At 63.4% G+C, this 22431-nt stretch carries 14 protein-coding genes; 11 read left to right on the forward strand and 3 right to left on the reverse strand.

What is annotated here, in order from left to right; genetic code table 11:
• Window positions 1-13: 13 nt before the first annotated feature.
• From D2E23_RS07095 to D2E23_RS07110, 4 genes are all read left to right on the forward strand, one after another.
• Window positions 14-1324, forward strand: a complete 1311-nt coding sequence (locus tag D2E23_RS07095; protein ID WP_126030256.1) for a hypothetical protein — start codon at window positions 14-16, stop codon at window positions 1322-1324.
• Window positions 1325-1465: 141 nt separating this feature from the next.
• Window positions 1466-2455 carry a ribokinase gene (locus D2E23_RS07100; protein ID WP_126030257.1) on the forward strand — a complete coding sequence of 330 codons (990 nt, stop codon included), beginning with the start codon at window positions 1466-1468 and terminating at the stop codon, window positions 2453-2455.
• 3 nt (window positions 2456-2458) lie between these two features.
• Window positions 2459-3475, forward strand: coding sequence for a LacI family DNA-binding transcriptional regulator (locus tag D2E23_RS07105; protein WP_126030258.1), 1017 nt, complete (start codon window positions 2459-2461; stop codon window positions 3473-3475).
• 65 nt (window positions 3476-3540) lie between these two features.
• On the forward strand, window positions 3541-8322 hold the full coding sequence (locus D2E23_RS07110; RefSeq protein ID WP_126030259.1) for an ATP-dependent helicase: 4782 nt from the start codon (window positions 3541-3543) through the stop codon (window positions 8320-8322).
• Window positions 8323-8340: 18 nt separating this feature from the next.
• Here D2E23_RS07110 and D2E23_RS07115 read toward each other — a convergent pair whose 3' ends face one another.
• Entirely contained in the window at window positions 8341-10986 is a 2646-nt protein-coding gene (locus D2E23_RS07115) for a DNA gyrase/topoisomerase IV subunit A (RefSeq protein WP_240541568.1), read from the reverse strand.
• Window positions 10987-11065: 79 nt separating this feature from the next.
• Here D2E23_RS07115 and D2E23_RS07120 point away from each other — a divergent pair, with 79 nt between their 5' ends.
• The gene (locus D2E23_RS07120) at window positions 11066-12286 is read left to right on the forward strand and encodes an alkaline phosphatase family protein (protein ID WP_126030260.1); all 1221 of its coding nucleotides are present in this window, start codon (window positions 11066-11068) and stop codon (window positions 12284-12286) included.
• 44 nt (window positions 12287-12330) lie between these two features.
• Here D2E23_RS07120 and sepH read toward each other — a convergent pair whose 3' ends face one another.
• The gene (gene sepH, locus D2E23_RS07125; RefSeq protein ID WP_126030261.1) at window positions 12331-13362 is read right to left on the reverse strand and encodes a septation protein SepH; all 1032 of its coding nucleotides are present in this window, start codon (window positions 13360-13362) and stop codon (window positions 12331-12333) included.
• Between the two features lie 141 nt (window positions 13363-13503).
• On the opposite strand from sepH, the gene D2E23_RS07130 reads away from it, so the two are divergent.
• From D2E23_RS07130 to D2E23_RS07140, 3 genes are all read left to right on the forward strand, one after another.
• Complete coding sequence (locus D2E23_RS07130) at window positions 13504-13800, forward strand: DUF4193 domain-containing protein (protein ID WP_126030262.1); 297 nt, start codon at window positions 13504-13506, stop codon at window positions 13798-13800.
• 1 nt (window position 13801) lies between these two features.
• Complete coding sequence (gene dut / locus D2E23_RS07135) at window positions 13802-14275, forward strand: dUTP diphosphatase (protein WP_126030263.1); 474 nt, start codon at window positions 13802-13804, stop codon at window positions 14273-14275.
• Window positions 14276-14374: 99 nt separating this feature from the next.
• A complete protein-coding gene (locus D2E23_RS07140) occupies window positions 14375-16705 on the forward strand; it encodes a RelA/SpoT family protein (RefSeq protein WP_126030264.1) in 2331 nt (776 codons plus the stop codon).
• 278 nt (window positions 16706-16983) lie between these two features.
• Here the strand turns inward: D2E23_RS07140 and D2E23_RS07145 are convergent, their stop codons facing one another.
• Window positions 16984-18399, reverse strand: a complete 1416-nt coding sequence (locus tag D2E23_RS07145) for a DUF349 domain-containing protein (protein ID WP_126030265.1) — start codon at window positions 18397-18399, stop codon at window positions 16984-16986.
• 87 nt (window positions 18400-18486) lie between these two features.
• Between D2E23_RS07145 and hisS the strand changes: the two genes are divergently transcribed.
• From hisS to D2E23_RS07160, 3 genes are all read left to right on the forward strand, one after another.
• Complete coding sequence (gene hisS / locus D2E23_RS07150; protein WP_126030266.1) at window positions 18487-19869, forward strand: histidine--tRNA ligase; 1383 nt, start codon at window positions 18487-18489, stop codon at window positions 19867-19869.
• 68 nt (window positions 19870-19937) lie between these two features.
• Window positions 19938-21737 carry an aspartate--tRNA ligase gene (aspS, locus tag D2E23_RS07155; protein ID WP_126030267.1) on the forward strand — a complete coding sequence of 600 codons (1800 nt, stop codon included), beginning with the start codon at window positions 19938-19940 and terminating at the stop codon, window positions 21735-21737.
• A gap of 115 nt (window positions 21738-21852) precedes the next feature.
• Window positions 21853-22413: a YbaK/EbsC family protein gene (locus D2E23_RS07160; RefSeq protein WP_206432014.1), complete on the forward strand. Its 561-nt coding sequence runs from the start codon at window positions 21853-21855 to the stop codon at window positions 22411-22413.
• Window positions 22414-22431: the final 18 nt, after the last annotated feature.

Here is a 22431-nt window from a genome sequence, read left to right on the forward strand (position 1 = left end):
AAGAAGGGTGATCATGTCCACGAATTTCAACATGGATACCACCGGATTCCTACAGACGATCAACAAGCTCGAACGTCGCTTCGACGAACTGACCTCGCGGGAATCGCAACGCCGGGTGTATGAGAACGACGGCGTCAACCCGGAGCCACTCGACCATCGGCTCTACGTGCTGGCGCACGAGGTGTTCACCAACACGGGATGGTCCATGGACCTGTTTTCGGCGGCCGCCTGCTTCGACGCCGTGCTGATGGATGAATGCCGGCGGTTTCTGCACGGATCCGCCTCGGTGGTGCGTCGGTACGGATTGCCGGTATGGCTCTACGATCTGATGAACGCCTCCACGTTGGCGGCCTATACGGGGGAGCCGTCCGAACGCATGCCGAAATGCATCCGCGTCCTTACTCCTCGTGAACTCGCCATCCGAGGCATGGCGAAGGGGCGCAAGCGCTATGGCACCAAGAAGCAGCGCAAGGAGGATGTCTGGCAGTTCGTGCGGGAGACCCATCGTCTTGGCGCCTTCACCATGCTCAAGTGGGGCGAGAACGAGCCGAGGAGTCTGTCCATCGCCCGAATGATGCTCACCGATCCCGGTATCGGCATGAGCATGCTGCGCGACGATGCCGGCGTGGACGGCATGGGCGCCGTTCCCGACTATCGATACCGTCGTGTGGTCGCCTATGAGGAGGCCCTGATGAACCAGGTCGAACAGTGGGATGCCGATCACGGGGAAACCTCCCGAACGTCCGCCGCGGACATCAAGCAGGATTCCGATTTGATCGGCGCCAGGTATTTGCGTGACGCCGACCGGCTGATCGAGGCGTATCGTCACCTGTGGGACAAGGAGACTCCGCGATCCAGCGATGTGCTGCTGTCCGCGGGCAATCGGGACGGCGGACGCAAGGATCTGCCGTTGTGGCAGAATCCGGTGATGCTGCGTAATCTGGCCATTTCGCTGTTGGGATCCACGTTGTCGTCCGATCTGATCGTAGGATTCGAGGACCGTGACCGGCGAACGTTCGACCGTGGTGTGGAACAGTTGCGTGAGGCGATGTCGATCGTGGAGGAGTCCGGTTTCGCCATGATGCCGAGGCTGCTGATCGACCGCTATGATCCCGGCGTGGACTCCCTGTTGTACTGCAGCGAGGAGGAGTCCGAATCTCGGCAGCGTCTGTTCCGTGACCTGTGCGAGGGACTGGCATGCGTGATTCTGTATCGTGTGACCGACGAGGCGTTGGCCCGCCGACTGGCGATCGCACTGATCGAATGCGAAACCGGACGATATGAGGAACTGGTGAATGGCGTCGATGCTGCTTGCCAAAAGTAGTTTAACGTTTTACCATGTGAGAGGACAGTCCTATGAGAAGGCGGTCTTCAGACGGTTTGTTGACGTTCGTTTATGTGACGTTGCGATAAAGACGGATATGCCGATGGCGAGAGCCCTCGGCCCCAACGAAGGAGTTGCCATATGGTCGAAACACTGAGCCGGGACGAAGCATTCTCCCTGCTTGATTCCTTTGCCTCTACGGACGCGGCCATCGCCGTGGTCGGTTCGATGAACGCCGACTACACCGTGGACACCGAGCGTCTTCCCGGTCCGGGCGAAACCGTGAACGCAGGTCCGCTGAGGGTGCTGCCCGGCGGCAAGTCCGGCAATCAGGCCGCATCCGCGGCGAAGATCGGAGCGAAGGTGCGTCTGCTCGGTGCCGTCGGACAGGACGCCAACGCCGAGTTCCTGCTGGGTGAACTGCGGAAGGCCGGTGTCGACGTGTCCGACGTGCTGCATGTTCCCGGCCCCAGCGGCACCACCGTCATCACCGTGGACGCGCACGGCGAGAACACGATCGTCTACTCGCCGGGCTCCAACGCCCATGTGGATGTCGACTACATCCGTGGCCACGCCGACGTCATCACCGATTCGGCCGTACTGGGTCTGTGCCTGGAAAGTCCTCTTCCGGCGGTGATCGAAAGCGCGAGGATCGCCCACGAGGCCGGCGTCAAGGTGCTGGTCAACGATTCTCCGTTCATTCCCGAGCTGCCCGCCGATCTGATCGCCAATTCCGACATTCTTCTGGTCAACGAGCACGAGATGAGCCAGCTGCTCAATTTGGCCGAGCCGGAGGACGGCGATTGGGATGGCGTCGATTGGACCGCGATCGCGTCCGCCTTGCACGATTTCGGATACGAACAGGCCGTGATCACGCTGGGTGGCGACGGTAGCGTGGTCATCGACGGAGATCAGGTGGAACGCATCAGTCCGGTGCGTGTGGACGCCGTGGACACCACGGGCTGCGGGGACTCGTTCATGGGTACCATTCTCGCCGGCCTTGCCTCCGGTCTGTCCTTGGGACGTTCCGCCCAGGTGGCGTCCTACGTGTCCGCCTATGCGGCCACCGGGTCCGGCGCCCAGGCCTCCTATGGCGACGTGCATCAGATCCGAGCACTGTTCGGCGCCTGACCGATGGGCAAACGGACAACGATCCGGGATGTCGCCGCCGCGGCCGGAGTGTCGGTCACGGCGGTGTCATTGGTGCTCAACAACCGCCCGTCTCGCGTCTCCGAGGAACGACGCAAGGTCATCCTTGAAGTGGCCGAACGTCTGCACTATGTACCCAATCAGGTGGCCCGCACACTGGTCACCCAGCGATCCATGCTGCTGGCGCTCGTGGTGCCGGACATTCAGAACCTGTTTTTCGCGGCACTGGCGAAACGGATCGAGGACGAATGCCGGCAGGCCGGGTATTCGTTGATCATCGCCAACACTTCGGATTCGCGCGCCGTGGAATCGGAGATCATCCGACGGCTTTCCGCCCGCGGCGTCGATGGCATGTTCCTTATCGCCGCGGGGGAGTCCTGCGTGAACATCGACGATCTTCGTGCCGATGTATCCGAATGCCGGTGTCCGGTACTGTGCGTGGACCGACTGATCGATCTTGATTGGTGCGACGGCGTGGGCATCGACAACCGTGCCGGTGGTCGCATGGCCGCGCAGTTCCTGCTGGAATGCGGACACCGTCGCATCGCCTGCGTGTCCGGCGACGTACGTGTCGGCAATGCCTACGAACGTCGTGATGGGTTTCTCGAAGCGCTCCGTGAGGCAACCGGGGATGAGCCCGTGGCCGTGGTGGAGGGTGACTACCGGTTCGACGGCGGATACGCATCGGCGGACACCATACTGGAATCGGGCGCCACGGCGGTCTTCTGCTGCAACGATCTCATGGCCATGGGTCTGATGCAGCGTATGCATGAACGGGGACTTGCCGTTCCGGCCGACCTGTCGGTGATCGGCTACGACGGCATCGCCGAACGATTCGGCTTCGGCAACCCGCTAACCACCATCGGACAGAAGATCGGCTGGCTCGCCCACGAATCGGCGATGATCATGCTCGACCGCATCGATCGCACCGGTCCGGACGGCGTCCGGCATGTCACGCTGCCACCGGAACTGATCCGACGCGGAACCGTACGAATCCTCTGAAATACGCGTCCCCATCGCATCGTCCATTGCAGGTATGTCGGCAAGAACGGCAAGAATCGGAAGACATGAGCGACTCCACATGCCCGGACTGGTTCACCCCCGAAACGCGGGACTGGTTCACTCATGCCTTCGGAGCGCCGACCGTCGTGCAAGCCCAGGCATGGGACGCCATCCATTCCGGCTCCAACGTGCTGGTCACCGCTCCGACCGGATCGGGAAAGACCCTCGCCGCGTTCCTGTCCGCCATCGACACCCTGGCTCGCCAGGAGACCGAATCGGGAACGAAAAACGGTGACGACGCCCCTGCCGCATCCGCCACGCCGCGTCAGGGCGTACGCATTCTCTACATCTCGCCGCTCAAGGCATTGGGCACCGACGTGGCCAAGAACCTCCGCCGGCCATTGGACGGCATCGCCGCATGCTTTGAGCAGGCGCATCATCGTGTTCCACGAATCACCGTGGGAATGCGTAACGGCGACTCCACCCCACAGGAACGACGGGCCATCGTCTCCCATCCGCCGGACATTCTCGTCACCACGCCGGAATCCCTGTACCTGTTGCTCACCTCCAAGGCGCGGCGGATTCTCACGACCGTGACCACCGTGATCGTCGATGAGGTGCACGCTCTTGTCGGTACCAAACGCGGCGTCCACCTGACGCTGAGTCTGGAACGCCTCGCCCTGCTGGCGGGAGAATTCCAACGCATCGGACTGAGCGCCACGATACGGCCGCTCGACACTGCGGCCGGATTCCTTGCCGGAACGCGTCCGGTATCCGTTATCGCCCCACAGCAGACACCATCGTTCGCATTACGGATCATCAATCCCGCCGATGATCTACATGACATCACGTCCTTGTCCAACGCCAACGATGACGACGATCGCGGATCGGTGTGGCCAAAAGTCGAACAGGCCATCCTTGACGACATCATCGCCCACCACACCACACTCGTCTTCGTCAATTCACGAGGCCTCTGCGAAAAACTCACGGCCAGACTCAACGACCTGTACGCCGAACGAATCTACGGACGGCAGCCGCTCCGCTACCGCGACCGCAGCCACTACGACGCCGTCGCGGGATCCAGCACCATGCTCGTGCACGACCAAGCCCCTGAAGACGTCATCGCCATGGCTCATCACGGATCGGTCTCCAAAGAACGACGGCACCAGGTGGAGTCCGATCTCAAAGCCGGACGGCTCAGATGCGTAGTGGCCACCAGCAGCCTCGAACTCGGCATCGATATGGGAACGGTCGATCTGGTCATTCAGGTATCCCCGCCATTCTCGGTATCCAGCGCACTCCAGCGTGCCGGTCGCGCCGATCATCGTGTCAACGGCACCTCGCACGCGCGGTTCTACCCACTCACCCGCGAACAGGTCCTCATCACCACGGCCACCGTCGAAGCCATGCGTGCCGGTCGCATCGAACAGACGACCATTCCCACCAACCCGCTGGACATTCTCGCGCAGCAGACCGTAGCGGCGGCTGCCATGGAACCGCTCGATCACGACACCTGGTACCGTGTCGTGCGCCGCGCCGCACCCTACCACACCCTTGACGAAACCTCCTACGACGCGACGATCGGCATGATGTCCGGCCAATACAACGGCGAGGAATTCTCCGTCTTCCGCCCCTCGCTCATATGGGACCGGGATACGGGCATCATCAGCGCCAGACCGGGAGCACAACGTCTCGCCGTCACCTGCGGAGGCACCATCCCCGACCGGGGCACCTACAGCGTGGTACTCACCGACGAGGCCGCCGGCAAAGGCCCCAAACGAGTCGGCGAACTCGACGAGGAAATGGTCTACGAATCCCGAGTCGGCGATGTGATCACCCTCGGCACGTCCACATGGCGAATCCGCGAAATCACCCACGACCGCGTCATCGTCACTCCGGCTCCGGGACAGACCGCACGGCTGCCGTTCTGGCACGGCGACGGTCCCGGACGGGACGCCGACAGCGGCGAAACCATAGGACGCATCACCCGCGAACTGACCAACGGACTCGACAACGAACACGGGCTCGACGGCCGGAACGGAGGATTCGACACGCCCACGCTACGCCGGCTCCACGATGACGGGCTTGACGGACACGGGCTTGACGGACTCGCCCGACTCCTCGACGAGCAACGCGCCGTCACCGGAACCGTCCCCAACGATCGCACCCTGGTCATCGAACGGTGCCAGGACGAGGACGGTGACTGGCGGGTGATCATCCACTCGCCATACGGCCGCCGCATCCACGAACCATGGGCCATGGGCATCAATATGCGACTCAGAGCAAGATACGGATACGATGGCCAGACCATGGCCGCCGACGACGGCATCGTGCTCCGCGTGCCAGACACCGACGAACCATTGCCATGGAGAAGCCTGATCGTCTTCGACCCGGACGAACTCGAAGCCGACATCCGCCGGCACATCACCGAAACGGCTCTGTTCGCCGCACGCTTTCGGGAGAATGCCGCACGATCATTGTTCATGCCACGCATGAATCCAAGCAGACGCGTGCCCCTCTGGCAGCAGCGACTGCGCGCCGCACAGCTGCAGACCGCGGCATCGGTCATCCCCGGCTTCCCCCTCATCCTCGAAACCGCACGCGAATGCCTACAGGATATCTACGACATGGCCGCACTGCGACGCATGATGACCGCGCTCGCCGACGGCCGCATTGCCGTGGCAAGTGCACAGACCCCTGTTCCGTCACCGTTCGCACGAGCGCTGCTGTTCGGCTACACCGGTGCCTACATGTACCAGTACGACGTGCCTCAGGCCGAGCGGGCCGCCGCCACGCTTGCCCTGGACCCCGAACTGCTCGCCCGGCTGCTCGGCGATGGCGGCGCCGAAGCGGAGCCGTTGCTCGATGCACAGGTCATCAAACGGACCGAGGCCGAGCTGCAGTGCATGACCGCGGAACGGCGCAAACACGGCAAGGAGGGCGTCGCCGATCTGCTGCGTCTGCTGGGACCGCTGTCCGAACATGACATCGCCGCACGTCTGCGTGACGGGGAATCGGCCGGGGAGTACGTCGCGCAACTCCAACGGGAGCGCCGGGCGGTTCCGCTGCCCATACGCGGCATCACCTATTGGGCCGCACCCGATGATGCGCGACGAATCGACGAGGATCCCGATGATTTGATTTTGCGCTATGCCGGCACGCACGGACCGTTCACCGCCGAGACCATCGCGGAGCGCTTCGGATTGCACATAGGACAGACCCGTGCGGAGCTGAATGACCTGACCCGGGAGGGGCGCCTGCTGCGGGGCGGATTCGGCATGGGAGCCGACGACGATGATCATGATGCCGCTGCCGGACACGGTATCGGCAACACGATCTCACCATCGACGGAATCGGCGCCACGCTGGCTGCATCCGAAGGTGTTCCGCATGCTCCGCCGCCGATCGCTCAACAAAGCGCGGGCGTCCATCAGACCGGTGTCGCCCGCCGCATACCAGGAGTTTCTGGCGGAGCGGATGGGGCCGCAATCAGTCGGCTGCCAACGCTATGAGGGACCTGACGGACTGTATGACGTCATCGGGCTGCTGGAGGGGGTCTCATTGCCCGCCGACATGTGGGAATCCAGCATCTTCCCCTCCCGTGTGCGGGACTATCATGCCGGTATGCTCGACGACCTGTTGACCTCCGGCGATGTGTTCTGGGTGGGATCGACGGCCAAGGGGACAGGGAAAAACCCCGGCAGAAGCATTGCGTGGTATCTTTCGGACTCCCCACTATCACAAGACAACGTGTTGAGCGGTGATTGGTCGATGGTCCCGGAAGCGTTGCGCGACGGCGACTCCTGCTATGCGCGTCAGCTGAAACCCGATGATATGACGGATGCCGCGTTCCTGACCCGCATGCGGGCGCTGATGTGGAACGGCATGATCACCTGCAGTTCGTTCATGCCGGTCCGACTGACGCTTGGCGGACCAGCAAAGTCGTCAAGGACATCGTCGCGGCGGCGCCGTACCGGTGCGATGGCCATCGGCAGGAGATTCCCGGGGCGCGCCCGTCCGACCGTGCTGGACGCCGAGCTGCCCGGACTCTGGTCGCTGACGTTTCCGGTGCCGCCGAACGACGGGGAAACGGATACGACGGCGGATGCCGAGGCCGAGATGATCACGACACGTCGGGTCGTGGACATGACGGAGGCTCTGCTCGATCGATATGGCGTGGTCAGCGCCCCGCTGATCGAGATGATCGGACTCGCCGGAGGGTTTTCCGGCATCTATCCGGTGCTGCGGCGCATGGAGGATCGCGGCGATGTGATTCGCGGCATGTTCGTGGAGGGGTTCGGCGCCGCGCAGTTCGCTCGACGGGAGACCGTGGATTCGTTACGAGCCACAGCCTCGGAACGGGACGACCATAGCGGACGGTCTCATGACGCCATGATCGCGATGGATGCGCTCGACCCTGCCAACCTGTTCGGCGCCATGATCCCATGGCCGGAGCCGATGCCGTGGCCTGACGCGCCGATCGAACCGGAAGCCGGAACGATGCTGCGGCCCACACGACGGGAAGGCGCTGTGGTGGTGATCTCCGCCGGCCGGGCGATACTGTATGCCACGCCGCGCAGCCATCATGTGCTCGTGTTCTCCGCGTCCGACACCGTTCCCCAGGATGGTACGGCGGAGACGGGGGAGCCGGCGTACCCGTCATACGATGATGATCTGCTGCGACGCGCGTTCGGCGAACTGGCCTATGCGCTGCGCAGCAGATCCCGGTCGACGACGCTGTTCTGCGATGTCAACGGCATGCCTCTGACAAGAAGGAATCCATTCTGGCAGGTCATGCACGCCGCGGGATTCTCCCCCTCACCACAGGGATTGAAAATCTACCCGTGAAAGTCGCTCAGAGACGACTCATGCGACGAAGACGATAGGGGCGTCCAGATCCACGCCGGAGCCATCACGACGCATGTCCGGTGCGGGCAGCGAGACCGGCGTTCCGGATGAAGTCGAAGCCAGCAGCGGCCACGACCCCACACAAGCCAGCAACAACGTGTTCTGTCCCTTGAGGAACCGCTGGGATCGTACGCCGCCGGTGCCGCGCCCCTTGGTCGGATACAGCTCCAACGGCGTGACCTTCGCGCTGCCGTTCTCCGTGCCCTCCAACGCCTCGGAATCGCCGGCGACGGTCAGTACCACGGCGCCCGAATACAGAGGCTCGCCGTTCTCGTCCTCCGACGTCGTCCATGCGAGTTTGCCTGCGGGCACGACCGCGAACGCGGCCACATGACATCCCTCGGCGAGCCTGATGCCCGCCATACCTGCGGAGTTGCGGCCCTGAGCACGTACATTGCCGGCATCAAAGGTCAGCAGCGAGGAATCCGAGGAGACGAACACCAATCGATCCTCGTCGGCGGCCGGTGCCGCGGCGAGCGCGACATCGTCATTCTTGAGGTCGATGACGCTCCAGGAATCCATCGTGGTGGGGGATTCCCGATTCCAGCGCTTGATCACTCCGCCCCGCGTGCCGATGGCCAGCGGACGATCGTCATCCAACGCCACCGCGGCGATCACATGCTCGCCGCTGATCGGCTCGGTGCTTTCCGTCATCGTCAGCAGCTCGTCGGCGGCGACACCGCCCGAGACGTTCGGCTCGACGGTCGTGGGCAATGTCGGCAGATCGGACACATGCGCCAGCACGAATCGGCCGGCCGAGGTCACCAGACCGTAATCCGACGTGGTGGTGGTACGGAAGGCCGAAACAATCTCGTCGTTCGCGTTCCGTTTGGTCTGTGGACCACGGGAGGCCAAGGCGTCGAGGGCGCTTTCCCCGCTACGGGCGATCAGACCGGAAGCGGACAGCAGGACCGTACACGGTTCGTCGCTGATCGTCAACGACGCTGTACCATGCTGTGCGGTCTGCGCCGCCTGTTGCGCCGCCTGCGTCGCACGGGCCATGCCCTTGGCGCCGCTGATGGCAGTTTCGGCATTGGCGGCATGATCGGCGGAGGAGATCACGGCCTCGCTGTGCACGGGGGAGAGCTCACCGCTCGGGGAAGCGTCCAGCAGCACCGTGCGACGGGGCGTGCCCCACTTGGCCACGGCCTGATCCATTTCGTCGATCACCACACGATCCAGTCTCTCGTCGGATCCGAGGATCTCGTCAAGTTCCTCGATGCGGCGGCGAAGATCATCACGTTCGGCCTCCAGCTCGATGCGGCTCATCCGGGTCAGGCGGCGCAGGCGCAGATCAAGGATGTACTGCGCCTGAATGTCGTCAAGTTCGAACACCGCCATCAAACGGGTCTTTGCCGCGTCGGCGTCCTCGGATCCTCGGATCACCTGAATCACTTCGTCGATGTCGATCAGGGCCAGCAACAGGCCCTCCACCAGATGCAGGCGTTCCTCGGCCTTGCGCTTGCGATAGGCGCTGCGTCGGCGTACCACGGAACGGCGATGGTCGATCCACACTTGCAGCAGCTCGCGAAGTCCCATGGTGTGCGGGCGGCCGTCCACAAGCGCCACGTTGTTGATCGTGAACGAATCCTGCAGCGGAGTGTGCTTGAACAGCTGTGCGAGCACGGCCTCCGGATTGAAGCCGGTCTTCACTTCGATCACCAGACGCGTGCCGTTATGACGATCGGTAAGATCGATGGCGCCAGTGATGCCCTCGAGCTTCTTGTTCTTCACCCCCTCAGAGATACGCTCAAGCACCTTCTCGGGGCCCACCATGAACGGCAGTTCGGTCACCACGATGCCCTTCTTGCGCGCCGTGATGTTCTCCACATGCGTCACCGAACGCGTGACGAACGAGCCACGTCCGTTCTCATAGGCTTCGCGAATGCCCTCGCGTCCGATGATGATGCCGCCGCCGGGCAGATCCGGACCGGGCACATACCTCATCAGGTCGTCCACCGACGCATCGGGATGTGCCATCAGATGCTTCGCGGCGGCCACCACCTCGCCAAGATTATGGGTCACCATATTCGTGGCCATGCCCACCGCGATGCCGGACGAACCATTGACCAGCAGATTCGGAATCGCCGCCGGCAGCACCTCCGGCTCCTGCAGCTTGTTGTCGTAGTTCGGGCGGAATCCCACCGTGTCCTCGTCGATGTCGGCATTCATGCCCAGTGCCGCGGGCGCCAGACGGGCCTCGGTGTATCGGGAGGCGGCCGGCCCGTCGTCAAGCGAGCCGAAATTGCCATGGCCGTCAACCAGCGGCAGGCGCATGGCGAACGGCTGCGCCAAACGGACCATGGCCTCGTAGATCGCGGAATCACCGTGCGGGTGGAGCTTGCCCATCACCTCGCCCACCACGCGTGCCGACTTCATATACGAACGATCCGGAGTCAGATTCATCTCTCCCATTTGGTAGATGATGCGACGCTGCACCGGCTTGAGACCGTCACGCGCGTCCGGCAGCGCGCGGGCGTAGATCACCGAATACGCATATTCGAGGAATGAGCGGCTCATCTCCTCATTAAGCGGCGTATCGACGATGTTCTCCCGCACCGTGCGAGGATCGAACGACGGCTTGGTCTTATGCTTGGTGGCCAACGCTTGAACTCCTTTGCGAACGTGAATCAACCATCCATATTACGACGACTTGACGGGAAGCAGTGGTTCAATGGAAGGCATGAGTGTGGAAGTGCCCGACCCGAACGAGCTGCTGAGGCTGCAGCCGACCGTACGATACGACGACCGGAACGATCAGGGTCGCGGAGGAGCCCGACACCTGAGCGCGGTGCTGCCGGCGCTCAGCGCGGCCATCGGGCATCCCATGCCGACGCCGGTTCATACCGATCCCAGGCTCGCCCGCGAGCAACTCGGTCTGCCCGAGGCCTCCAGCGCGATCATCGTGCTGGTCGACGGACTCGGCTTCTGGAATCTTGCCATGCGCCGCGGCCATGCGCCGTATCTGCGTTCGCTGCTCGACGACTCGGCTTGTTCGAGACCGATCTCCACCTGCTATCCCAGTACCACGGTGGCCGCCATGAGCACGTTCGGCACGGGTACGTGCCCCGGGCTGACCGCCATGACCGGATACACCCAATTGAACGTGCGTACCGACACCATCTGCCAGCTCATCCAATTCAAGGACGCTCCCGACCCGCAGGAGCTGCAGCGCCAGCCGACGATCTTCGAACGGCTTGCCGCCGAGGGCGTACGGGTCACTTCGTCCGGACTGCCGAAGTTCGCCTCATCGCCACTGACCCAGGCGGCATTCCGAGGCGCCGACTACATCTCCAACGTACTGCCGCGGGATCGTGTGCTCGCCGCGGCCAAGGCCGCACGGACCCCCGGCCTGACCTATCTGTATATTCGCGACGCCGACAAGACCGGGCACAACTATGGCTGGAATTCCGATCGGTGGATCGGCGCATTCGAACGTATCGACGCCCAGTTGGGACTGCTCAGTCGCAGCGTGCCCAAGGGAACGTTGATCGTCATCACCGCCGATCATGGCATGATCTCCACCGACCCCGACCGGCGCATCGACATCGCCCATGAGCCCATGCTGTCCCATGGCGTTCGTGCCGTGGGAGGGGAGCCCCGGGCGCTCATGCTGTATCTCGAACCCGATCAGCCCGCGGATGAGGTGGCCTCCCGCTGGCGTGAGCGTCTTGGCGACAGCGCTCTGGTCCGCACTCGTGACGAGGCCGTGGCCGAGGGCGTCTACGGACCGGTCGAACCGCGTGTGCTACCGATGATCGGCGACGTGCTGGTCAGCGCCGCAGGGCGGACGACCATCGTGGACTCGCGCATTCAGACCGACAAGGCGACCAGACTGCCGTCCGTGCATGGTTCCCAGACATCGGCGGAGATGGATATTCCTCTGCTGATCGACGTGGCCTGATCGCGTTCGGACGTTCGCACGTTCGCCCGTCATACGTCGAGCGATTATTCGCCGAACAGGATCTCGTCCCAACTGGGCACCGCGGAACGGCGGCTCTTGCGGCGCGGCTTGGCAGGAGCGGCATCGGTGCCGTCGGCGTGCCCGTCGGTCTGTGCGTTGGGCACCAGTGGCGAAACCTGATCGTCGGTCTTGACGTCGCTTTGTGCGGATTGGGCCGTCTGCCCGTGCTTGCCGTTGTCGGTCTTGTCCCCGTAGAGCCAGTCGCCGGTGGTCGGTGCGCCGCCGGCGGCGTTATGATCGTCGGCATTGCGGGCGGTCGTCGGCGCATCCGCGGGAGACTGCGTCGCGGAAGATGACGACGAATCGTTCGGCGATGAGGAGGAATCGCCGTTGCTGTCCGAAATATGGACATCATTTACGGAGTTCTTGACGTCCGGGGAACGGCCGAAGACGGAATGGGATTCATCCGGCTCCCCGCCGTTCGGTTCAAAGCGTTTCGCCTTGAGCAGCATGCCCGCCGTCGTGTTCATGGGCGTGACCGAATTGTCGCGCATGTCCCATGCCCATTCCGCCTTGATCAGACGTCCCGCGGTCTCGAACGACGCATGGATCCTCCACGGTTCGCGGGTATGCCGAGTGGCGGACCAGCGAACCGTATCCATGGGAATATGGGCCGCGCGCAGCGACGCCTCGACCACGTCAAGCACACTGCGGCTGCGCGACGTGGTCGAGGCGGGGGCGGAGAAGAACTGATTGATGGCGTACTTCTTCTCCGTCTCCACCGGCTGGGCAAAACGCCGCACCAGCACTTCGCTTACGGAATAGTTCTTCGCCACCTCGCTGGGACTGGCCCCCGCGCGGATCATCGACTGGATCATGGAGATGGGGATCGTGGCGGTGGACTGGGGATCCGGGGCGTCTCCACGTTCCACCCGAATCTGCTTGCTGGCGAGAATGCCTTGTTCGAGACGGTCGTCGATACGTACGAGGAAGGAATGGCCGTCCATGGAGAAGACCAGATCGCCGTTCTTATCGACACGTTCGAAATGCGCCACCTTGAGCGTTTCATCCGACATACAGGCACCCGACTTCCTACAAAGATCACTGATACATCTATTGTGCCCCACGTGTCGGAATTTTGCGGGTATTTGAAATCGTGTATCCTATGGCGCAGAACATGACACCAATGTCTTTCGAAAAAGGAAAGGAGTCCCATCATGGCACAGGATTACGATACCCCCAGAAGCAAGGACGAGGACGAGGAGTCCATCGAGGCCCTGGGCAAGAGCTCGAGGCAGAATCAGGCCGGCGACATCGACGACGATGAGAACGCCATCGCCGAGGACTACGAGCTGCCCGGTGCCGATCTGAGCAACGAGGACTCGTCTGTGACCGTCATTCCGATGCAGGGTGACGAGTTCATCTGCTCCGAATGCTTCCTGGTCAAGCACCGCAGCCAGCTGGCCTACACCACCGATGACGGCGACCCCGTCTGCGAGGAGTGCGCCGGCTGATATGGCATACGACGAGACGTACAACGGTCCCGAAAACGTGGAGGTGCTCGTCAAGTCGCTGACCGGCGAGCCCATCGACCTGCACTATGCACACGGCGGTGATGCGGGCGCCGACCTGCGGACCACGGAACGGGTGGAACTCAGACCGTTCGAGCGCGCCTTGGTTCCCACGGGAGTGGCCATGGCTCTTCCCGCGGGGTATGTGGGACTCGTCCACCCCCGTTCCGGTCTGGCGGTCAAGCAGGGTGTCACCGTGCTGAACGCGCCTGGAACGATCGACGCCGGATACCGCGGCGAGATCAAGGTTCCGCTGATCAACCTCGACCCCGAACACACCGTGGTCTTCGAGCCGGGAGACCGGATCGCCCAATTGGTCATCCAGCGTTACGTCGAAGCACGCTTCATCGAAGCCGAACGACTGCCCGGTTCCGATCGTGCCGAACGCGGGTTCGGCTCCACGGGAGTCAATTCCTGACGAATGCCGCGCCCCGCAAAACGGGGCGCGAATGCGACGGTTCGCGGGGAAACTCATTACAATGGGCACCACCACAGCCGCGTAGGAGAGGAGAGCATTATGGCCGAACAAGGCAATGACAAGCCCAAGGATATCTCCGCGCATGAGTTGGGCTGCGAGATCAGCGCCGATCCGCTCAATCCGCTACTGCCCATCCGGCAGATGTGCGAGTTGCACCACCCCGACGATGATCTGTCGATTCTGCAGCGTGCGTACGATCGTGCGGTGATCCAGCATGCGCCCCAACGGCGCAAGTCGGGCGAGCCGTACATCATCCATCCGCTGGCCGTGGCGCAGATCCTCGCCGATCTGGGCATGGGGCCGCTGGTCGTGGCCGCCGGACTGCTGCACGACACGGTGGAGGACACCGACTACACGCTCGACCAGTGCCGTCGTGAATTCGGCGATACCGTGGCCGGTCTCGTCGACGGCGTCACCAAGCTGAGCAAGATGGACTACGGCGACTCCGCACAGGCCGAGACCATTCGCAAGATGGTGGTGGCCATGAGCCGTGACGTCCGCGTGCTCGTGGTCAAGCTGGCCGATCGCGTGCACAATGCCCGCACCTGGCGGTACGTCAAGACCCCCAGCGCCCAGCGCAAGGCGCGGGAGACTCTTGACGTGTATGCGCCGCTAGCGAACCGTCTGGGCATGAACGCCATCAAGACCGAGCTCGAGGAGCTGAGCTTCAAGGTGCTCCATCCGAAGATTTACAACGAGATCGTCGTGCTTGTCGCCAGGCGTGCCGGACAGCGCGAGGTGTATCTCAAGCAGATCCTCGAAGAGGTCAACGCCGATCTGAAAAAGCAGAACGTCAAGGCGTACGTGACGGGTCGCCCCAAGGACTACTTCAGCATTTACCAGAAGATGATCGTGCGCGGTCATGATTTCGAAAACATCTACGATCTGGTGGGTGTGCGCATCATCGTTGATTCGATCCGCGATTGCTATGCGGCGCTCGGCGCCGTGCATGCGCGATGGAACCCCGTCCCCGGACGGTTCAAGGACTACATCGCCATGCCGAAGCTCAACATGTACCAGAGCCTGCACACCACCGTGGTGGGCCCCGGTGGCAAGCCGGTGGAAATCCAGATCCGCACGTGGGACATGCACCGGCGAGCGGAATTCGGCATCGCCGCCCACTGGAAGTACAAGGAGAACGGACAGGCCGGTCGTGCGCTGTCGTCCCCCGACAAGTCCGATCGCCAGCGTGAAAGCAACGACGAGTACAAGGAGCTGTCCGAGGCCGACAACCTCAAGTGGATCCAGCAGCTCGCCGATTGGACCAGCGAGACGCCGGACTCCGATGAGTTCCTCGGCTCGCTCAAGCAGGATCTTGGTTCCGCGGAGGTCTACGTCTTCACGCCGAAGGGCAAGATCGTCTCCCTGCCGGCCGAGGCGACGCCCGTGGATTTCGCGTATGCGGTGCATACCGAGGTCGGTCATCGGACCATGGGCGCACGTGTCAACGGACGACTGGTCCCGTTGGACACCAAGCTCGACAACGGTGACACGGTGGAGATCCTCACCTCCAAATCCGATACCGCCGGTCCGTCGCGCGACTGGCTGAGCTTCGTCAAGAGCCCCAAGGCGCGCAACAAGATCCGTCAGTGGTTCAGCAAGGAACGCCGCAGCGAGGCCATCGAAGAGGGGCGCGACGAACTGACGCGTGCCATGCGCAAGCGCAATATGCCCATTTCGACGCTGCTGACGCCGGAGGCGCTCATCGGTGTGGCGGAGGAGCTCAACTATCCCGACCCGAATGCGGTGTTCGCCGCCATCGGCGAGGGACAGGTCTCCACACAGAACGTCATCTCGCGTCTGGTCAAGGACGTTGGTCCCGCCGAAGTGGACGACGAGGTGGAACAGGAGGCGCTGCCGCTGCAGCGGGTCCGTAACGTCGACAACACGCCGGGCATCTCCGTCAAGGGCGTCAGCGACGTATGGGTCAAGCTCGCCAAGTGCTGCATGCCGGTTCCCGGCGATGCCATCGTCGGGTTCATCACCAAGGCCCAGGGCGTATCCGTGCATCGTGCCGACTGCCAGAACCTCATCGACCTGAAGAAGCACCAGGGTGATCGCATCGTCGAAGTGGCATGGAACAGCACGAACGGCACGTTCCTGGTGAAGATCCAGGTCGAGGCGCTCGACCGCCCGCATCTGCTCAGTGACGTGACTCGCATGCTCTCCGACCATGGGGTGAACATCATCTCGGGCACGATCTCCACCGGCGACGATCGTGTGGCCACCAGCCAGTTCGTCTTTGAAATGGCCGACCCGCAGCATCTCAACACGTTGCTGTCGGCCGTGCGCAAGATCGACGGCGTGTTCGACTGCTATCGCATCACCGGCGCCAAGGACAGTGCCGAGCCACGACTGCGGCACATGTAACGCGTAGGTTCAGCGAGTGAACGAAGGGCGGGGAGTGCATGATGCATTCCCCGCCCTTCGTCAAGTGCGCCTTGGAGTTTCCCGAATGATCAGTGCCTGTCGGGCCATGCATGCCGGGACTCCGCGTGATTCGTCGGCACACGGTAGGACACGTCGTACGCATTTGTGCCGATGCATGCATATACACGATGAGGGGGTTCCTGAACGATTTCCAATCGGAACCGTTCAAGAACCCCCTCATCAGTATCGGGATTATCGGGTGAGAGCCGTTTGCCGGACTACTTCACCGCGTTGAGCCACTGCTCCTTGGTGGCCTTCTCGGCCTCGAGCGCGGCCTTCTTCTTCGGATCGGACTCGGCGGCGATCTTCTCGCTCAGCTCCGCAAGCTGCGCGGTCAGCTGCTCCTCGAAGCTGGACTTTCGGGCGTCGGTCTCCGGATCGGACTGCGTCCACTCGGCATCCTCGACGGCCTTGATCTGCTTCTCCACGGCATCGAGACGGCTTTCGATGCGATGCACATCGCCACGCGGCACGTAGCCGATCTGATCCCATTCGTCCTGAATCTTGCTCAGGGCCTGACGGGCCTCCTTGGCGGCCTTGACGTCCTTCACCGGCAGCAGGGCCTCGGCACGGACCAGCAGGGCCTCTTTGGCGGCGAGATTCTCCTTTTCGCTGGAGTCGATCTGATCGCGATCGGCCTGACGGGCATTGAAGAACGTGTCCGCGGCCTCACGGAAACGGGCCCACAGCGCGTCGTCGTCGTTGCGTCCGGCGCGGCCGGCCTTCTTCCAACGATCCATCAGTTCGTTGAACTTGCGGGAGGTCTCGCCCCAATCGGTGGAGTCCTTGATGCCATCCGCCTCCTCGATGATGGCTTCCTTGATGCTCTTGGCGCGGGCGCGCTCGGCATCGCGGTTCTGAGCCCACTTGCGGCGGGACTGGTTGAACACGGTACGAGCGGAGGAGAAGCGCTTCCACAGCACATCGGCCTGGGCCTTGTCGATACGCACGCTGGTACGCTGATGGGCCTGCCACTCGTCGAACAGAGCGCGGAACTTGTCCGCGGTGGAACGCCAGTTCGTGCTGTCACCCAGGGATGCGGCCAGAGCCTCGGCCTTCTCCACGATGGCGGTGCGCTCCTCGATCGCCTTGGCCACGGCGGCCTTGCGGGCGGCCGCAAGCTCCTCCTTCTTGGCTGCACCGGCGGCCTTGAGCTCCTCGAACTGGGTTCGCAGCGCGGCGATATCGCCCACCACCGGCGGATTCGTGATCTCCTGCTCGAGCAGCTTGAGGGAATCATCGATGTCGTGCGGCTTGACGTTCTGCGACTTCAGACGGGTGGCCAAGAAGTCGAGCTTCGCCTTGAGATCGAGGTACCGGGTGGCGTACAGGCGCAGCGCCGAATCGTTGCCGCCGGCCTCGGTGAACTGACCGATCTCGCGTTCGCCGTCGCCGTCCTTCACATACACGGTGCCATCGTCGGCGACACGCCCGAACGCCTCGGCCTTGGCGAGCTCCTCGTCGGAGTACGAGCTCTTGACCGGAGCCACCTTCGGCGTCTTCTTGGCGAAGGCCGCGGGGGAGGGGGCGTGCGGTTTGGGGGCCGCCGGCTTCGGCGCCGCCTTCGAGGGCGCGGAGGCCTTCGGGGCGTTGGCGGATACGTTCTCGGGTGTGGTTGCAGTCTCGTCCGACATGACCAGCTCCTTGTGTTCTTGCGTGAGAGAGATTGGGAAGAACCGAATGTCACGATTTTTCCACAACTAGACCTATTATATGGACTCGTGGCAAAAGGCGCATCATTATCAGGTTTCCCGGAGTGGCTTCCCGAAGAACGGGTCGTCGAGCAGCAGGCTATCGACACGCTCCGCAGGATTTTCGAACTCAATGGATTCCTCGGCATCGAGACCCGAGCCGTGGAACAGGGCTCCAGCCTCCTGAAGAAAGGCGAGACCAGCAAGGAGATCTACCTGCTGAGCCGACTTCAGGAAGTGGGACAGGAAAACGACACGCCGGTTGAGGACCGACTCGGCCTGCACTTCGACCTCACCGTGCCGCTGAGCCGGTATGTGGTCGAGCATTCCGGCGATGTGGCGTTCCCGTTCAAGCGCTGGCAGATCCAGAAGGTCTGGCGCGGCGAGCGTCCCCAGGAGGGCCGCTTCCGCGAATTCATCCAGGCCGACATCGACGTGGTGGGCAACGGGGACCTCCCCTCCCACTACGAGGTGGAGCTTCCGCTCGTCATGGTGTCCGCACTCGAGGCGCTGCGCGCGTTCGGCCTGCCCAAGGCCACCGTGCACGCCAACAACCGCAAGCTCTCCGAGGGCTTCTACCGCGGTCTCGGCCTCGATGACATCGAAGGCGTGCTTCGCGAGATCGACAAGCTCGACAAGATCGGCGCCGATGAGGTGTCCAAGCTGCTGATCTCCGAGTGCGGTGCTACCGAGGCCCAGGCGAAGGCATGCCTCGAGCTAGCCGAGCTGAGCGCGTCCACCGGCGAGGAGCTGGAACGTGAATTCCGCGCGCTGTGCGCCAAGCACGGCATCGAGGAATCCTCCGACGCATACGCCCTGGCCGCGGAGGGACTCGCCACGCTCGCCATGATCGTGGACGAGGCGGCGCGCATCCGACCGGGTTCCGTGGTGGCCGATCTGAAGATCGCCCGCGGACTGGACTACTACACCGGCTCCGTATACGAGACCTTCCTCGACGGCGCCGCGTCCCTGGGCTCGATCTGCTCCGGCGGACGTTACGACAATCTCGCCACCCAGGGCAAGAAGAAGTATCCGGGCGTGGGCCTGTCCATCGGACTGTCCCGACTGGTCTCCTACATGCTGCACACCGCCGGCGCCCATGCGAACCGTCAGTCGCCGGCCGCCGTGCTCGTGGCCGTATGGAATGAGGAGGAGCGTGGCGAGGCCAACCGCATCGCCGAGGCCCTGCGCTCGCGCGGCATCGCCACCGACGTGGCCCCCACCGCAGCCAAGCTTGGCAAGCAGATCAAGTACGCCGACAAGCTGGGCATCCCGTACGTATGGTTCCCGGGCCGGGAGGGTGCCGGCGACGAGGTGAAGAACATCATCACCGGAGACCAGGAGGCGGCCGACCGCACGTCGTGGCAGCCGGATACTGTGTACTCCCGGCAGACCGTCGAATACGGGGACTGATCCGCATTTGATCCGAACAATTTCCGCGTGACTGTTCATCACGGGGAACCGACAACAAAGGACGGAAGATGAGCCAGACGGCTTACAGAACACATCATGCGACCGAAGTGACCGAAGCCCTGGTGGGCCAGAAGGTCACCCTCGCGGGCTGGGTCGATCGTCGCCGCGACCACGGTGGCGTCGCCTTCATCGACCTGCGCGACAACACCGGCCTGGTGCAGGTCGTGATCTACGACGAGGAGGTGGCCCGCCCGCTGCGCAGCGAGTTCGTCGTGCAGATCACCGGCGAGGTGCGCCTGCGCCCGGAAGGCAACGAGAACGATCATCTCGCCACCGGCAAGATCGAGGTCGTCGTCGAGGACCTCAAGGTGCTCGCCAAGTCCGACGCGCTGCCCTTCCAGGTGTCCACGGCGCTCGAGAACGAGTCCGAGAACAAGCTGCCCGGCGAGGACGTGCGTCTCAAGTACCGTTATCTCGATCTGCGTCGTCCCTCCATGCAGCACAACCTCAAGCTGCGCTCCGACATGGCCAAGGCCGCACGCCACGCGCTCGAGGAGATGGACTTCACCGAGGTCGAGACCCCGACGTTCATCAAGTCCACCCCGGAAGGCGCCCGCGACTTCGTCGTGCCGGCCCGTCTGGTGCCCGGTTCCTGGTACGCGTTGCCGCAGTCCCCGCAGCTGCTCAAGCAGCTGCTCATGGTCTCCGGCGTGGAGCGCTACTATCAGCTTGCCCGCTGCTACCGCGACGAGGACTTCCGCGCCGACCGCCAGCCCGAGTTCACCCAGCTCGACATGGAGATGGCCTTCGTCGATCAGGAAGACGTCATGGCCATGGCCGAGAAGGTCATCGCCGCCATCTGGAAGTCCGCCGGATACGACATCCAGCTGCCGATCGCCCGCATCTCCTGGCAGGACGCCATGGACAAGTACGGCTCCGACAAACCCGATCTGCGTTTCGGCAACCAGATCGTCGAACTGACCGACTACTTCAAGAACACGCCGTTCCGCGTGTTCCAGGCCCCGTACGTGGGCGCCGTCGTCTACCAGGGTGCCGCCGACCTGCCCCGTCGCAAGTTCGACGCCTGGCAGGACTGGGCCCGTCAGCGCGGCGCCAAGGGTCTTGCCTACGTGCAGTTCACCGCCGACGGCACCCTCAAGGGTCCGGTGGCCAAGAACCTCTCCGACGCCGAGCGCGAAGGCCTGCGCGAGGCCGTTGGCGCCCAGCCCGGCGATGCCGTGTTCTTCGCCGCCGGCTCCCGCGAGTCCTCTCAGCTGCTGCTCGGCGCCGTCCGCGTCGAGATCGCCCGCCGTCAGGGCCTGCTCGATCCGAAGAAGTTCGCCTTCACCTGGGTCGTCGACTTCCCGCTGTTCAAGCCCACCGACGATCCGGACGACGACGATGTGGCGGTCGGCCACTCCAAGTGGACCTCCATGCACCACCCCTTCACCATGCCGTCCGCGGACTGGATCGACAAGTTCGATCAGGATCCCGAGCACGCCATGTCCGACTCCTACGACATCGTCTGCAACGGCGAGGAGATGGGCGGCGGCTCCGTTCGTATCCACCGCGACGACATCCAGGACCGTGTCCTCAACGTCCTCGGCATCGATCCCGAGGAGGCCAAGGAGAAGTTCGGCTTCCTCCTCGACGCCTTCAAGTTCGGTGCCCCGCCGCACGCCGGCATCGCTCTCGGCTGGGATCGCACCGTGTCGATCCTCGCCGGCGCCGACTCCATCCGTGACGTCATCGCCTTCCCGAAGGCCGGCGGTGGCCGTGACCCGCTGACCGGTGCCCCGGCCCCGATCTCGGACGAGCAGCGCGCCGAAACCGGCGTCGACTACGATCCCGAGGAAGACGAAGACTGATCGCGGTCGATAACGGTTCATAGACAATGCGAATAGCGCCATCGGCATGTGCCGGTGGCGCTTTCGTTATATTCGGTACCAGTCGTGAATCGGAAAGCCGGGAATGGGGGAACGTATGGCTTTGGAGATACTGGACTGGCATGATGGCCGTCTGCTGGCGAAGCCGGTGTTCGATGCGTTGAACGACCTGATCGCTTCGGGCGTGGACGAGCATCTGGTCATCGGCGTTACCGAGAACACCGACGAGGAGTCGGACACCGACCTGTGGTGCCCGAAATACGGCATCCCCTTCGAGACCACCGGCAACGTCGTGGTCGTCCACACGCACAAGACCCGTAAGGCCCCGCCGCAGTTCGCGGCCGCGTTCGTCACGGCCGACACCCGGGCCGACCTCAACGGACTGGTCAAGCATACGCTCGAGGTCAGCAAGGTGTCCTTCGCGCCCATCGCTGCAGCTGTGGAGGCCACCGGCATGGAATCCGGCGGCATGTCGCCGATCGGACTGCCCGCCGAATGGCCGTTGCTCGTCGACCGCCGCGTTCTTGATATTCCCGAACTCTATCTCGGATCCGGCATCCGCCCCTCCAAACTCGTGATGAACGGCGCGATCTTCAACCACATTCCCGGAGCGCGCATCGTGGACGGACTCGGCAAGCCCCGCCCCGGGCAGGCATAGCGTCGCATCGCTGGTGGA

Source organism: Bifidobacterium callimiconis, assembly GCF_003952005.1.
Taxonomy (GTDB): Bacteria; Actinomycetota; Actinomycetes; order Actinomycetales; family Bifidobacteriaceae; genus Galliscardovia; species Galliscardovia callimiconis.